The organism is Endozoicomonas gorgoniicola (assembly GCF_025562715.2).
Lineage (GTDB): Bacteria > Pseudomonadota > Gammaproteobacteria > Pseudomonadales > Endozoicomonadaceae > Endozoicomonas_A > Endozoicomonas_A gorgoniicola.
Genome location: NZ_JAPFCC010000001.1, coordinates 4,345,806 through 4,361,233 on the forward strand (window position 1 = coordinate 4,345,806; position 15,428 = coordinate 4,361,233).

The following is a 15,428-nucleotide window of genomic DNA, read 5'->3' on the forward strand; positions in this document are numbered from 1 at the left end:
CAGACTTATGGCTAAAACCACGAAAAAACCGGCAGTTTCTGCTGAAACCAGAGAAGAAGCGTTAAAGATTGCCAGGGCTACCCAGAAGCCCGGACAAACCAAGGAACAGACCCGTCTGATTGCCATGGGCATCCAGAAAGGTATTGACCAGTACAAAAAACAGCAAAAAACTAAAGCCCGGGAGCTGGACCGACGCCTGAAGACGATTAAACGCCACAGGGAAAATGAGCCTGTCGTTGAAAAGATTACCGAGACAACAACCTCTGTCGTTTACCGACAAAGCAAATTACCCTGGGTGTTGCTGGGCCTTAGCTGGGCAGGCATGGCAGGCTACCTGTACTACCTCACGCTCTAAAAAATCTTACCCACCAGAAGCGAACATAAACCAGTAATGATCGCTATTCCGGCAAGGTTGAGAATCAAGCCACTGCGTACCATTTGCCGGATCGACAACATGCCGGAACCAAACACGATCGCATTGGGCGGTGTCGCAACAGGAAGCATAAAGGCACAGCTGGCTGCTATGGCAGCCGGTATGGCCAGCATCTGCGGGTCCATCCCCAGCGAAACAGCAAGGGCGCCCAGCGGAGGCAGAAAGGCTGCCGTGGTGGCGGTATTACTGGTAATTTCAGTCAGGAAAATAATCACCGTAACCACCAGTCCAATCGCCATCAATAAAGGCATTCCTTCCAGAATATTCATATTTCCGGCAATCCATTCAGCCAGGCCGGTTTTGCGGATCATCGCTGCCAGACTCAAGCCCCCACCAAAGAGCAATAAAACATCCCAGGGCAGTCGCTGAATATCTTTCCATCCCATCAGGAACGCCAGCTTTTTCCAGCGCACAGGTATAACAAACAAGGCAATGGCACCGCACAGGGCAATCGTTGTGTCAGTCAAGGCAATGCCGGGAAAATGTCGCAGAATTAACGGCCGGAATATCCAGCCAGCTGCCGTCAGAAGAAAAATCGTGGCAACCGCCTTTTCACCTCGCGAAAGCCCTCCCATTTCAGCCAGCTGCTGTTTAAGGGAATGCTTTACTGTTTCATTGTCTTCCGTACGCAGGCTGTAGCCGCCACGACTCAGCCACCAGCCAGTCACTATCAGCATCAACACACTGGCTGGAACACCAATAATCAACCACTGGGCAAAACCCAGCTCAATACCATATTGTTCCTGCAAAAAGGCAGCCAGCAATGCATTAGGCGGTGTGCCAATCAAAGTGGCAAAGCCGCCGATGGAAGCGCCATAAGCAATCGCCAGTAACAGTGCGCTGGGAAATTCACCCTGGTTCTGGTGATGATCCCGCATCATGGCAATCACCGACATGCCGATCGGCAACATCATAATGGCAGTGGCGGTATTAGAGACCCACATACTGATAAACGCCGTAGCTATCATAAACCCTATAACCTGACGTCGCTCTCCAGTACCACTGGCCAGCATGGTGTGCAGGGCAATGCGTCGGTGCAGGTTCCAGCGCTCCATGGCGAGTCCCAGTATAAACCCGCCCATAAACAGAAAAATAACCGGATGGGCATAAGGAGCAGCAACCTTGTCGAGACCCGAAAGGTTCAGTAACGGTGCCAGCAGCAATGGCAACAGTGCAGTGACAGGTATTGGCAGAGCTTCAGTGGACCAGAAAATAGCCATCATCATCGCCAGACCCGCACAGCGCCAGGCAGGGTCGCTCATACCTTCCGGGGCAGGAACCAACAAGGTTATTCCCAACAATAAGACCCCCGACACAAAACCAATAAGCCAGCGGGACGCTCCCAGTTCTGCGTCAACCGCAGGCGTTTCATTTTCCGAAGGGGGTTGAGACATGTTATTTTCCTGATGATCACTCTGTAAATGTGTCGGTCAATGGCCTGATCTATTGAGCTATAGCGACATTGCCCCTCCACGATTGCTTGCTGCAATAGTTTGAACAGAACGTCCCATCGATCAGAAGGGAATTATAAACCAGTATGATAACCAGCCTGCCTGAATAAGCGGCACCCCGCAAAGATGAGACAAATCACATGAAACACCCCTGCTTCCACCATGCTAATGCGAATTTCCACTGAGCACAGTTACAACGGCTCTCTGTTATACTGGCTGGCTTTATCATCAAAACAAAGAGTCCATCTTGAGTCAGGCACTGTTTTCCAGCTTACCACTCCCCCCCGCCCTGTTAACCAACCTGAAAACCATTGGTTATCAGGAGATGACAGCCATCCAGCAGCAGAGCCTGCCCCTGGCTCTTGACGGCAAAGACCTGATTGCCAAGGCTAAAACCGGTAGCGGCAAAACGGCGGCTTTCAGTATCCCGATGCTGACTAAAATCCGTCAGCGCTTTTTTGGCTGCCAGGCTCTGGTACTTTGTCCAACGCGGGAGCTGGCGACGCAGGTGGCGAACGAAATTCGCAGGCTGGCTCGCTACCAGCAGAACATAAAGGTCGTAACACTCTGTGGCGGTCAGCCCATAGGGCCACAGATAGGCTCTCTGGCTCACGGCGCTCATATTGTGGTGGGTACTCCGGGGCGTATTCAGGATCACCTGCGCAAACGAACCCTCTGCCTTGAAAAAGTCAGCACACTGGTGCTGGACGAAGCCGACCGTATGCTGGATATGGGGTTCATTGACGCCATTGAAAACATCATTGACCACACACCCGGCCATCGTCAGACCCTGCTGTTCTCTGCTACCTACCCGAAAGGCATTCGCCAGCTCAGTGACCGGTTCCAGAATGAGCCTGAAGAAGTCACCGTTGAGTCTGTGCATAGCCACCAGCATATTGCACAGTCTTTCTATCAGGCGGATCACCATGAAAAACCCGATGTTCTGCACAAACTGCTGGCACATCACCAGCCATCGTCCAGCGTCATTTTCTGCAATACCAAACAGGTGTGTAAGGATGTGGGGGTAGAACTGTACAATCTTGGTTACAAACCTCTGGTTCTCCACGGTGATATGGATCAGAAAGAGCGCGATCAGATGCTGGTACGCTTTTCCAATCAGAGTTCCAATATCCTGATCGCTACTGACGTTGCAGCCCGTGGACTGGATATTGATGACCTGGCCTGTGTAATCAATTACGACCTCAGTCGCGACCCCGAAGTGCATGTTCATCGCATCGGGCGTACAGGCCGTGCAGGCAAAGAAGGTCTGGCATTCAGCCTCTACACATCCAAAGAACATTACAAACTGGAACGCATTGCAGACATACTGCAATCAGAGCTGTCTGAATCTGACCCCAGCCACCTGCCAAAACCGAAAACCGAAGCCCCGAAAGCTCCCATGGTGACGCTGGCCATTGATGGTGGACGCAAACACAAGGTAAGACCCGGCGATATTCTCGGCGCCCTGACCGGCGATGCTGGCATTGCCGGAGATCAGGTGGGAAAAATCAATGTCTTTGATTTTGTGGCTTATGTCGCTATAAAAAGAGAGTCGGCTCGCAAGGCTTTGAGCCGACTGGAGCAAGGAAAGATCAAAGGCAGGAAGTTTAAAGTTCGCCGGATTTAAAGCGTTTATGCCAGCGGCAGATTAATGGTTACCAGCAAGCCACGGTCGTTATTCTCCAGATGAATATCACCACCGTGGCTATGGATGATATTGCGGGCAATGGACATGCCCAGACCAATACCACCCGTTTCCCGGTTTCTAGACTCTTCCATCCGCACGAACGGTTCAAATACTCGTTCTGTCATCGCTTCAGGAATACCATCGCCTTCATCCTGTATCCGTATTTGAGCGCTTTCCTGCCCTGCAGACGTACTCACATGGGCAACAGAACCATATTTCACCGCGTTCTCTATCAGGTTACGCATTGCACGCTTCAGACTCACCAGACGACAATGGGCAATAACTTCCTGACCGTCCTGATAGTGAACATGCAGGCCAATATCCCGTAAGTCTTCACACAGACTATCCAGCAGGGCATTCACATCGACCGCCCGGGTTGGTTCATTGTCTGAAGCCTGTCGTGTAAATGCCAGAGTGGCTTCAGACATCTGGTGCATTTCATCCAGAGTGGCCAACAGCTGATCCGTGTCCGGCCCCGGTTCCATCAACTCAACTCTGAGCCGCATGGAAGTAATGGGTGTTCTCAGGTCATGGGACAAGGCTGCCAGCATACGGGTACGATCTGCCACAAACCGCTGTAGTCGTTCATTCATCAGGTTGAAAGCCCTGATCAACTCGCGAATATCCTCAGGCCCCTCTTCCTGAAGCGAGTCGATTTTTTCACCCAGCCCCAGCCGGTGCGAAGCAGACGACAGTTTCCGCATGGGTCGGGTAATGCGGCGCACCATAAAGATAATTCCGGCCAGAACACATAAGGTCGATATTCCCATCAAAAACGCGGTTCTTTTAGCCAGTAAGGGCATAACCTTTGGTGTCGACGACTGCATATTCAGCCACTGCCCATCATCCAGCTGGATAGAGACATTGAGAAATAACAGGTTAGGACGTCTTTTATATCGGTCATGACCCCTGTCCCCTCTGCGCTCCTCCCAATGCTTTGAACGACGGGGAGGCGTCATTTCTTCAGATCGATCACTGGCAAGATTCACCCTTACCTGTCGCCCCGGTTTCGGGTCGTCAAAAGACCCGGCAATACGATCAATCAGCATCTGTTCTTCAGGAGAATAGTCACCAGCCGGCACCAGACTCTGGTCGGACAAACGGAAAAACGCATTCTCCCGGCGAGTCGTTTTTAAAATTGACCGGTGCAAACTGGCCGGACTGGCTTCCAGCACTTCCGCAAGGGTGGCGGTCTGACGGGTCAGCATCCACTGGTTAATGCGATTCACAGCTTCTTTATGAGCGTCACCTGCCATCCATAGACTGATCGCCAGCGCCAGCGCCATACCCAAAAGCACCACAAGAATCATCTGGCTTGCCAGACTTTCAGGCCAGAAACGTGATGAGCGTAATTTGCTAAAACGTTTAATCAAATTCTATTTCCTGAAATCAGGTTGCTTTTACTATGAAAATGCAGCTCTCCCAGACTCCTCAGTCATTTTCATGTTTCGGAGTGAGCCGCATTTTCAGCTCATGGCTGTTTAGGAGCGATCTCTTTAAGAAACCATATTGGCCGTAAACGAATAACCCCCACCCCAGACGGTTTTGATTAACCTGGGGTTTCTGGGATCTTCTTCTATTTTTTTGCGTAGCCTGCTGATCTGGTTATCAATGCTGCGGTCAAAAGGCAGAGCTTCACGCCCCTTGGTCATATCCAGTAACTGGTCACGACTTAATACTTTTTTGGGGTGGTTTAAAAAGACGGTCAACAAGCGGAATTCCGATGTGCTGAGCGGCACAAGCAGGCCATCCTGCCGTTCCAGCTGATGCTGATTAAGGTCAAGCGTCCAGCCTTCAAAGCGCATTTTTTCAGGCTCATTGACTGACTGTTTCTGCGGACGAACCTCGCTCACCCGTCTTATCACTGCTTTTACTCTGGCCAGCAGTTCTCTGGGGCTGAAGGGTTTGGAAATATAATCATCAGCCCCCATTTCCAGGCCAACGATTGTGTCGGTTTCTTCGCCCAGCGCCGTCAGCATGATAACGGGTGGGCCACCCTTATCTTTCAGATAACGGCACAGGCTCAGGCCATCTTCTTCCGGCATCATGATATCCAGAATGACCAGGTCCACCGTTGTCTGCGACAACACATTGCGCATCTGCTGACCACCATCGGCCAGGCTGACCTGATAACCATGCTGCCCTAAATAACGTCCTAACAGATCACGAATTTCGTCGTGATCATCGACCACAAGAATATGCTGTTGTTCTGCCATAGCTTTAACAACCACTTTACTGACCCTCTCTTGTCTCGATTATACGGGCTCAGATTAAGCAAAGTTGTATCAAATATTATCAGCCTGACAAAAAGCACTGCCAGTTGATACAAATTGCGACAACTGACCGCGCTGAAGAGATATTTCTGAGACATCCCCACGCTTTAATGAGAAGCGTAAACCAGACAAACGAGGAAGGGTCCATGAACAAAAAAACATCTATCGCTTTTATCGCCGCAGGCCTGATCGCCATCACATCGGCTTTTGCATGGTACGGTGAAACGCAAGACTCTGAAGGTCATGAGCACCGGTCAGAACACTGCATGAAAGGCGGCAGGCATCATGGTTACAAGATGGGGAAACGTGGCTGGGCTGGTCACAAAATAATGGAGAGAGAATTCACCGCTGACCAGATCGGGACGCTCACCAAAGCCAGACTGATTATGCGTGGTAATGAAAACCTCAAATTAGGAAAAGTAACCAGCACGGAAAATGGCTACAACGTTACCATCGTGACTCAGGATAACTCTCTGGTGAAAGAACAACAGCTGGCGAAGAACGGCATGCCTGTTAAAAAATTTGAGCGCCTGCAAAAGCGTATTGAAGCACGCAAGGCAAAAGCCAGCTCTCAGTAATACCCATTCCGGTCGGCAGGGCTGGCTCATACAACGCCCTGCATGGGTGATAAACTCTTAGACACATCCGATTTAAGAAATTTGACGCTAAATAAGTTGGGACAGTACGAGGAACTCAACTTCTGGGTGTGCGACCCATGGTTCAACATACATTGCAAAATGTATCTGTACGGTCAAATGGTGACGTGAACTACTCGCCCCTGAAGGAGCGAGCTTCCAATACTAAGCAGCTACCGCAGTAGCAACTGTTCTTTTCTTTTTTGACGTTTCGCTGCCAGATGCGGGAGAGTGCTTGCACTTTCCCGTCTTACGAATGGCTCCACGTCCTTTAGTCAGCACAGGAATACCCTTGCCAACCAACTCTGTTCCGGAGTCTAAAAGTAAATTAATTGCTCGTTTCTTAGTTACGATGCTGGCGTTTCGGTCAGCGTTGTCAACGTGTCCGCAGCTACCGCAAGAAAACAATTCCTGTGTCTTACGGTTGTCGGGGTGAGTGTAGTCGCATTCCGCACACTCTTGACTCGTATAATGTGCAGGCACTTTGAATACTGCCTTACCTGCTCTTGCCGCTTTGTAGCGGGTGTAACTTTCCAGATAATGCCAGCCAACATTTAGCACAGCCTTGTTGAGCCCTGCTTTGGCCCTGGCTCTATTTGGAACAAACTTGCCGTTTCTATCTTTCCTGACCTTTGGCTTGCGAGTCATCTTCGAGGTTTTCAGGTTCTCGAAAATGATGACCTTCGCCTTGCTATCGACTATCTTCCGACTGGTTTTGTGGCAGAAGTCTTGCCGGATACTTGCCACCTTTTTATGTTGACGGGCTATCCGGTTTTTTGTCTTTTGCCTGCGGTTAGAGCCTTTGGTTTGGCGAGACAGACGACGTTGCAGTTTTTCAACGTACCGCTTGCGTTTATCCATGCTCTTTTTCTGATTCTCCGTGAAGTCGTAAGCCTCCACGCCGGTATGCACTGGTATTGCAACACCACGATCCACGCCAATGACATACTCTTCCAGCCATTCTTTAGAAGCACCTTTCAGGTACTCCAGGTGTTCCTTTTCTGTTGCGGGTTCTTCCGATCCATCGTCATAGCAGAAAGAAACGAAGTACCGACCAATCTCTTTCCTGATGTAAAGGGACTTGGGCTCGTTGAATGCACCGTGGGACTTGAACGACAGATAACCGATATTGTTGGTCTTTGTGCCTATAAAAAGACGGGTTACACCGTCATCACATACATCGAACCGGAATAATTCTTTTGTGAGGTAAATGCTGCCTTTATCAGTTTTTGGCTTCCTTTTTGGCTTGCCGCACAAACCTTTCATATGCTTCTGGAAGGTCTGATACCAGTGGGTAGCTGAATTTCTGATTATTTGACTGGGACAGCTATAGAGCCAGGGAGAAAGCTCTCTGCTTTTAAATTGAGCGGCCTTAGTGTCAACCGGCGCAAATGTCCCGACAGGGCAATATTTTCTTGCGTAGGCGCTGTAGTAGCGATGTTCGTCACACTTGGCATTCCAGATAAACCGGGCGCAACCCATCCACTGAGACAGGATCAGCTTTTGCTGGTCTGTTGGGTTGGCTTTTAATCGGATGCCCTGAAGCATTGCAGTGCCTGTTATGTTGAATGCCTTTATGCTAGTGCAGCTAAGCGCTAAAAACCATGCAGGCAGCACTAGTATTTTCAGCAAAGTATCGCCGGAACGTATTCACGAGGGAAATGACCGATCAACTTCGTGAGATCTTTTCAGAAACCTGCCCGCAAATGGAGTGCCACTTTCAGAAAATTCGTTAAGACTTCTAAACGGTCGTCACAGCAAGGCTAGCGCCTTGCGCTGGCTAGACCCGCCTCTAAAGAAGCGGGTTTGCGCCAGTGTTTCGATCAAAGTCTGCCAGGTGGAAAAATGAAGGTAAAGAAATTCACTCTGCCCATATAACCGAAACGGCAGCCCAATGGGGGCTCAGGTTGTATTCTGGCAAAATACGATTTACCAGAATGACAGACAGCAATGGAAATCCTACCAGTGATTATGGGTTACATTTCTCCCGATATCGCCCGACCCCGGAAAGCTGCCTCATTTTGTAAACCTTCATGGAGTACTAACGAAACGTTTTTATAGTCTCAAATCACATTTTCTTACACTTCATCACTCAAATTAAGATTTTACTTTTATGGCTGAAACCCCGTTTATCATCTATATACATCTGTCCTGACAAGAATGTTGATTTAATCCTGCCTGAAGCAGGCCTGAATATAAAAAGACAGGTGACCTGAATGAAGTCCTTTTTTAACAAAATACTGATGCTTTCATTGCTCTGTATCTCCGCTACCCTGTCAGTAGCCCGTGAAACTGCCCCCACAGGCTGCTGGTTTGATACGACAAAAGATACTGCCGCAGATTACGAAAGTGCTGACAAGCACGTAAACAGCTACTGCTCTGTTCCCTATAGCTCAACCGATTACTATATCGGAAAAGTCATTGATGATGATGGCACCCCGGAATGCCATTACACCACCCCTGGAAGAGATGAAGGGTACGGGTACGATGTCCGATGGCTGGTCACGAATTATGAGACTTTAAAAGACATCATAAAAAAGCATGGAAAGCACGGAAAATTTCATGAAAGCATTGATAATTTCCACAGTCATTTCCCTGAATGTACAAGCTCAACCCAAGGGCATACGCCCATTATGGCTCCGGTCAATAACCCAACGATTGCCCAGCCATCTTCTCACAGGGAGGTCTGTCTTTCAGATGAAACTCTGGCAGGAGGAAATAGAGGAATAAAAATCGGCTATTGGCAGAATGGACAGTGTCAGACCAGCGATAATTCGCCATTTTATCCTAAAAAATCGAAAGAGCAGCCAAAAGCCAGCGACGGCTGCCCGGAATACAACCCTGATACTGAATTTTCCTGTGAAGGGTATAGTTTTTATCGTCGGGGCTGGGCAGAAGAGTGCATCAGTGCGTTTGGTGCAAAGTCATGCTACGAAAGCACAACCTGTAAAAAGAAACAAACACAGGAAGAGTGTTGTAAGTTTGCACACGATGAGAATTGCGAAACTGTCTCCATGGATAAAAAAGGAAAGTGCTGTTGTGGTGTCAGACTTAACAAGGATAATGACAAATGCCGAAATGTGGGATTGAGAAGAGAATAATGATAACGCCATAAACAGATCCCTTCACACCATTTCGAATAAGCCACGGACGGCAAAACGACACAACCTGTATCCGTAACAACCTGACCTGACGAATAGCTGGTCGGGTTCTCGTTAACTACATAGTTGACCATGTCAACCATATCTATTCTAATATCCTCAATTTTACTTTGCGGGTATTGCCTTCAATGAGCCAGCAGGCGAAACAGTTATTCGACGCCTTACTGACGCTTTCACACCATTTCAGCACAAGCTGTTGTGAAAGCAGTCATTGTGAAGAGTTCAGCCTGATTGACTATCTGGCGCTTCGCAGCATCCAGAACCAGCCTCAATGCTCTGTTCAAACCATTGGTCAGTCACTGGGCTTCACCAAAAGCGGTGCCACCCGGGTCATTAAACGTCTGGAAGCCCGTAATCTGGTCTCCATCTGCGTCAACCCGGATGACAGCCGAATCAAGTGCCTGTCCCTGACCGGGCTTGCAGAAGACTGTCTGGACTCAACCAGAAGCCTTCAGGCACAGCGGATAGACAAACTGCTGAACAAAATGGAACCAGAAGCAGCCGCACAGCTGGTACAGGGGCTACAGGCACTGATCCGGCACCTGAAGTAACCCAATAGAGACCACAGCCTGAGCAGGCTTTTTTATTTCCCAATTGGTTGACACTGACAACCATGTAACCCCTGGAAACCTTTGATGCAAAACGCTTTCAAACCGAACAGCCATGAGCGAAATGCAATTTTCATGGAAAGGAGTAACCGTTCATGAAGCTGCTATGGAAAATGCGCTTCATTTTGCGTGACTACTGGAAACACTACCTTCTGGCTTTTATCAGCCTGCAAGCCGTGGCAATACTGAACCAGCTGCCTCCCTGGCTGATCGGTCGTGTGGTGGATGAAATCACCATCGACAACCTGACCAGTCAGGAGTTAATGCTTTACATCGCGGGTATCATGGTGATTGCCATCGCCATTTATGGCCTGCGCTATGTATGGCGCTCTCTGTTGTACGGTGCCTCCATTGACCTGGTTCGCGGTCAGCGGGATCGGCTGTTTGCTCACTTTACCCGGATGTCACCCGACTTCTACCAGGAACACACCACTGGCGATCTGATGGCCCATGCCACCAATGACCTCAACGCGGTGGAGGAAAGTGCAGGCGGGGGTATTATGACCCTGGTTGACTCAGTGATCGCAGGCTTCACTGTTCTGGCTGCGATGGTTTTTGCTGTCAGTGGCAAGCTGACGCTGCTGGTTCTGATCCCGTTTCCAATACTCATCTGGGCCACCAGCCACTACGGCACCGCGATGCACAAAACCTTTGGCCGGGCTCAGGTCAGTTTTTCTGACCTGAACGAGGAAGCCAGGGAAACCGTCACCGGCATACGAGCCGTTCGCGCCCACGAACTCAATAAACGACAAGAACAGCGTTTTTACGATTTGTCCCGTGAAACCGTCAACGCTAACCAGAAAGTGGCACGTATCGAGTCCATCTTTGGCCCCACCATTAACCTGTTTTTTGGTCTGTCTTTTGTTATTGCACTGATGGGCGGCGCATGGCTGATTCAACATGGTGAAATGACACTGGGCCTGCTGACCAGTTTCACGCTCTATCTTGGACAGCTTCTGAGCCCCATGATGCAGTTTGGCTGGCAGTTCAGCGTATTCCAGCGTGGTAATGCATCCTGGAGCCGACTGGAATTCCTGTTTAGCCAGAAGCCCTCCGTGACCGATGCCCCAACAGCCGTAGAAGCACCTGCAAATCACGATCTGGCGTTTAATATTCAGTCTTTCCACTACCCAAAGGCTGACTCTCCGGTTCTGACCGACATCAGACTGCAGGCTCCGGCTGGTTCCTTTATCGGTATTACCGGTCGAACCGGCGGAGGCAAAAGCAGCCTGTTCCGGTTGCTGCAACGCCAGTTCAATCTGGATGCAGGCTCATCCATTACGCTCGGTGGCATTACCATTGACCAGATAAAGCTGAAAAGCCTGCGCAGCCAGCTGGCATGGGTTCCACAGGAGCCAATGCTGTTTTCCGGAACCATTGCGGAAAACATCGCCATGACCAGACCGGATGCTTCTCAGGAAGAGATCGAACAGGCTGCCAGACTCGCCGCCATTCACGACGAGATCTGTCACTTCACCGATGGTTACCAGACCATACTTGGCGAAAACGGCATCAACCTTTCCGGCGGCCAGAAACAGCGTGTGGCGTTTGCCCGGGCCCTGCTGACCGATGCCAGCATTCTGTTGCTGGACGACGCGTTCAGTGCGCTGGATATGAAAACAGAAGCGACCATTCTGAAAAACCTGTCTGCCTACAAAAACAAAAAGACCATTCTGCTGATCACTCAACGCCTGCCGGAACTGATTACTGCAGACCATATTCTGGTCATTGAGGAAGGCATCATTAAAGAACAGGGTACCCACGACGAACTGCTGGACCGCCCTGACTGGTATGCCCGCATCTTCAAACAACAGGCACGCACTCTTCTGGTGAACAGGGAGGATACGACCGATGACCAGCCCATTAACGAATCACCAACACTGGTAAGCGCCTGATGAAAGCAAAACGATTTGCAGGACTCGGACGCCTGCTGGGCTTCAGCCGCCCTTACTCAAAAGGCTTTATCAGCGCCTTTCTGCTGTTAATGCTGGCAACCGCCTTTGAAATGGCTTCACCCTGGGTCATGAAAATTATCCTTGATGACTATATTGCGGTGGGTAACAACGATATCAATACGCTGGTGATGCTGGGCATTGCCCTGACCAGTACTTATGTGGGCGCATCGATATTGCAGTACATTCAGGGCGTCATGTTCCAGGACAATGCCCTGGAGGTTATACACGACATCCGTCAAAAGGCGTTCAGCCATCTGCTGAAACTGCCCATGAAGTACTTTGACGGAGAGCCAACCGGTCGTCTGGTATCAAGACTGACCAATGACTCTGAAGTTATACGACAGATGTTTGTCGGAGTAATCCCCGCCATCCTGCGTGGAGCCCTGAAACTGGTGGGTATTTTTACCGCACTGGCACTTTTGGATTTCAAACTGATGTTGCTGATGCTGGTTATTGTGCCGATTCTTCTGGGCAGCATGCGTCTGTATCAGAACCTGAGCCGTCCCGTCGTGGCAGGTGTTCGGGCCAAGCTGGCAGACATCAACACCAGTCTTAATGAATCCCTGCAGGGCATGCAGATTATCCAGGCCACCAATCAGGAAGAACATCGTCGTGCAGAATTTGCAGAAAACAACAAAGAATGGAGCCTGCTGCGCCGCAAAGTGATCGGCATCGACAGTCTGCTGCTGATGCCTTTTGGTCACTTCCTGCAAACCATGGCGCTGGCGGGCATTGTCGCCTGGTTTGGCTGGAAAGCTGGTTTTTCCGTGATTGAAGTCGGCACTATTTATGCCTTTATCAATTATCTGGCTCGTTTCTTTGAGCCTTTCCGCCAGATTTCCATGCAGCTGGGCAACCTGCAACAGTCACTGGTGGCTGCCGAACGTGTCTTTGAACTGCTGGACGAACCGGAAGAGTCCCGCAGCCAGACGGGAAATGCTTCCGTCAACAGTGGCAAGATGGAATTCAACAACGTCAGCCTGTCCTATGACGGTAGAAATCAGGCGTTGGACAACGTCAGTTTCACTGTAGAACCCGGTCAGTTTACGGCCATTGTCGGCCACAGCGGCAGTGGCAAAAGCTCCGTTATCAACCTGTTAATGCGTTTTTATCAGCACCAGCAGGGACAGGTTCTTATTGATGGGCAACCACTGAACAACATGAGCGAGTCCGCCCTGCGCAACCACGTTGGGCTGGTCTTCCAGGAGCCGTATATCTTCAGTGGCTCCCTTGCCGAAAACATCAGCCTTAACCATCCTGATATCAGTATGAGTGATGTGATCAGCGCTGCCCGAAAAGTATCTGCCGACCCATTTATTCGAAAACTGTCTGATGGTTACGACCACCAGCCCGGAGCCGGAGGTCAGGCGTTATCGACGGGTGAACGTCAGTTGTTGTCCTTTGCCCGAACGGTGGCGCAGGATCCACGTATTCTTCTGCTGGATGAGGCAACCGCCAATATTGATGGAGAAACTGAGCAGTCGATTAAAGATGCACTGATCACTCTCCGCTCTGGTCGTACCACTATTGCTGTGGCCCATCGCCTTTCGACCATTCAGGATGCCGACCAGATTCTGGTGATGGACAAAGGTCAGATTGTTCAGCGCGGAACTCACAGTGAGCTGCTTAACCAGACCGGTTCTTACCGTGACCTGTACCTGTCACAGCAGACCAGAGAACAGCTGCATAACCCTGCAGATAACCTTTCCAGTGAAGCACCTTCTTCCAGTTTAGCGGTGGCATAATGATGAACCAGACAACCCGGGATCCCGCCATTCAGGACGCCATTGAATGGGCTCTTTTAAACGGTTTTTCCCTGAAAACATCGCCAGAATCAGCGACACACTGCGCTTTTAGTCTGGCACCGACATTGATTGAAGATACCCGTTTTTCTCATCTCCGCAAAGCCGTACCAGTGCTGGCAAAACTGATTCATGCCGTTTCAGAAAACCATGAATACCTGCAGGAGGTCATGGCTCCTATTGCCGGTGCAGACCCTTTCTTTACCAACCTGCTGAATCTTCACAAACATATTCACTTTGGTCAGCAGAAAGCACTCAGACAACCCATGTTGTTTATGCGCACTGACTTTATGGATGATGCGAAAGTGGGTCCCAGGGTCATTGAGTTCAATGGCATCGCTGCAGGCATGGGTCCCTTTGGCCAGCGAGCCCACGAATTGCATCGTTATATGCAGCAGCAGTGGGCTGCTACCTTCCAGAAATGGTCCCCCGTGGACAACCTGCGGCTGATTGACAACCCGGCCATTGAGCTGCTGTCAGAAGGCATTGCAGCAACTGCCAGCCAGGTTCGGAAAGAATCCGGAGAAACCGGACAACCGGTGTTTTTGATGGTGGTACAAGCGGATGAAGACAACGTTTACGACCAGCATCTTCTGGAGCAGGGCCTGCAAAGCCTTGGCATAAGAACGGTTCGTCGTACATTCCGTGAACTTCACGACCAGCTTTCAACCGGAGAAAACGCCCGCTTGCTGCTTGAGAGTATTGGCGGGGTAGATGCCATCTATCTTCGTGCAGGCTATCAATACTCTGACTTTGTCGCCCATGACCTGGAAGAGGCTCGCTGCTGTCAGGCTTTAAGCCAGACCCGTGCCTTTATGGAACAGCATAATGTTGCGATCAATGCCACGGTCAGCCAACAGTTGGCCACCAGCAAACGGGTTCAGATGTTGCTGACCTCCATGACTGCACAGGAATTAACCCGTTTTGGCCTTACCCTGCCCGAAGCCAGTGAAGCAAAAGAGTTTCTGGGTGTCATGCTGCCTGTTGACGAAAACAGCGCCGACTGGTTCGCCGATAAGCCCAATAATAACTGGGTTCTGAAGAACCAGGGCGAAGGCGGTGGTCACTGCATTTTTGGCGACGATATTTTGCCAAAACTCAAGTCGCTTTCCAGTGAGGATTATCAGGCATGGTCACTGATGCGTCGCCTGCACCCGGCTCACAGAGAGCGCCCTGCTTTACTGGTGCGCCGGGGCGAAGCTATTAAGGTGGATGATCTGATCAGTGAAATAGGGCTGTTCACCCTTCACTTCAATGGCAAACCGATGACACGTTTCAATGGTAATGACAGTGGTTACGCGGGATACCTGATTCGCAGCAAGCCTGCCACTGAATCAGAAGGCGGTGTACACAGCGGCATGGGAGCTGCCGACTCTCTGGCTGTTAGGTAGAAACCAGCATCCCAACCCGGCAGTCCCCACGA

Annotated in this window: 13 protein-coding genes; 9 read left to right on the forward strand and 4 right to left on the reverse strand. The window is 50.3% G+C overall.

Annotation, left to right across the window (positions count from 1 at the left end; translation table 11 throughout):
• The first annotated feature begins 7 nt into the window (after positions 1 to 7).
• Positions 8 to 355 carry a DUF2956 domain-containing protein gene (locus NX722_RS19695; RefSeq protein WP_262564568.1) on the forward strand — a complete coding sequence of 116 codons (348 nt, stop codon included), beginning with the start codon at positions 8 to 10 and terminating at the stop codon, positions 353 to 355.
• On the opposite strand, the gene NX722_RS19700 is transcribed toward NX722_RS19695, so the two are convergent.
• Entirely contained in the window at positions 352 to 1,827 is a 1,476-nt protein-coding gene (locus tag NX722_RS19700) for an SLC13 family permease (protein WP_262564569.1), read from the reverse strand. The two genes, NX722_RS19695 and NX722_RS19700, sit on opposite strands and share 4 nt — an antisense overlap.
• A gap of 304 nt (positions 1,828 to 2,131) precedes the next feature.
• Between NX722_RS19700 and dbpA the strand changes: the two genes are divergently transcribed.
• The gene (gene dbpA, locus NX722_RS19705; RefSeq protein WP_262564570.1) at positions 2,132 to 3,511 is read left to right on the forward strand and encodes an ATP-dependent RNA helicase DbpA; all 1,380 of its coding nucleotides are present in this window, start codon (positions 2,132 to 2,134) and stop codon (positions 3,509 to 3,511) included.
• 5 nt (positions 3,512 to 3,516) lie between these two features.
• Here the strand turns inward: dbpA and NX722_RS19710 are convergent, their stop codons facing one another.
• Together NX722_RS19710 and NX722_RS19715 are read right to left on the reverse strand one after the other, a co-directional pair.
• A complete protein-coding gene (locus tag NX722_RS19710; protein ID WP_262564571.1) occupies positions 3,517 to 4,944 on the reverse strand; it encodes an ATP-binding protein in 1,428 nt (475 codons plus the stop codon).
• Between the two features lie 123 nt (positions 4,945 to 5,067).
• A complete protein-coding gene (locus NX722_RS19715) occupies positions 5,068 to 5,802 on the reverse strand; it encodes a response regulator (RefSeq protein WP_322740940.1) in 735 nt (244 codons plus the stop codon).
• 188 nt (positions 5,803 to 5,990) lie between these two features.
• Between NX722_RS19715 and NX722_RS19720 the strand changes: the two genes are divergently transcribed.
• Complete coding sequence (locus tag NX722_RS19720; protein ID WP_262564572.1) at positions 5,991 to 6,422, forward strand: hypothetical protein; 432 nt, start codon at positions 5,991 to 5,993, stop codon at positions 6,420 to 6,422.
• A gap of 222 nt (positions 6,423 to 6,644) precedes the next feature.
• Here the strand turns inward: NX722_RS19720 and NX722_RS19725 are convergent, their stop codons facing one another.
• Complete coding sequence (locus tag NX722_RS19725; protein ID WP_262564573.1) at positions 6,645 to 8,027, reverse strand: RNA-guided endonuclease InsQ/TnpB family protein; 1,383 nt, start codon at positions 8,025 to 8,027, stop codon at positions 6,645 to 6,647.
• Between the two features lie 56 nt (positions 8,028 to 8,083).
• On the opposite strand from NX722_RS19725, the gene NX722_RS28970 reads away from it, so the two are divergent.
• The 6 genes from NX722_RS28970 (at position 8,084) to NX722_RS19750 (ending at position 15,396) form a co-directional block, all read left to right on the forward strand.
• Complete coding sequence (locus NX722_RS28970; RefSeq protein WP_404831012.1) at positions 8,084 to 8,215, forward strand: transposase; 132 nt, start codon at positions 8,084 to 8,086, stop codon at positions 8,213 to 8,215.
• 480 nt (positions 8,216 to 8,695) lie between these two features.
• A complete protein-coding gene (locus NX722_RS19730) occupies positions 8,696 to 9,580 on the forward strand; it encodes a hypothetical protein (protein ID WP_262564574.1) in 885 nt (294 codons plus the stop codon).
• Between the two features lie 188 nt (positions 9,581 to 9,768).
• Positions 9,769 to 10,191: a MarR family winged helix-turn-helix transcriptional regulator gene (locus NX722_RS19735; RefSeq protein WP_262564575.1), complete on the forward strand. Its 423-nt coding sequence runs from the start codon at positions 9,769 to 9,771 to the stop codon at positions 10,189 to 10,191.
• A gap of 152 nt (positions 10,192 to 10,343) precedes the next feature.
• The gene (locus tag NX722_RS19740) at positions 10,344 to 12,143 is read left to right on the forward strand and encodes an ABC transporter ATP-binding protein (protein WP_262564577.1); all 1,800 of its coding nucleotides are present in this window, start codon (positions 10,344 to 10,346) and stop codon (positions 12,141 to 12,143) included.
• Positions 12,143 to 13,948, forward strand: coding sequence for an ABC transporter ATP-binding protein (locus tag NX722_RS19745; RefSeq protein WP_262564578.1), 1,806 nt, complete (start codon positions 12,143 to 12,145; stop codon positions 13,946 to 13,948). Before NX722_RS19740 ends, NX722_RS19745 begins: the two co-directional genes overlap by 1 nt.
• Positions 13,948 to 15,396: a glutathione synthetase gene (locus NX722_RS19750; RefSeq protein ID WP_262564579.1), complete on the forward strand. Its 1,449-nt coding sequence runs from the start codon at positions 13,948 to 13,950 to the stop codon at positions 15,394 to 15,396. The genes NX722_RS19745 and NX722_RS19750 overlap by 1 nt, the downstream gene beginning before the upstream one ends.
• Positions 15,397 to 15,428 lie beyond the last annotated feature (32 nt).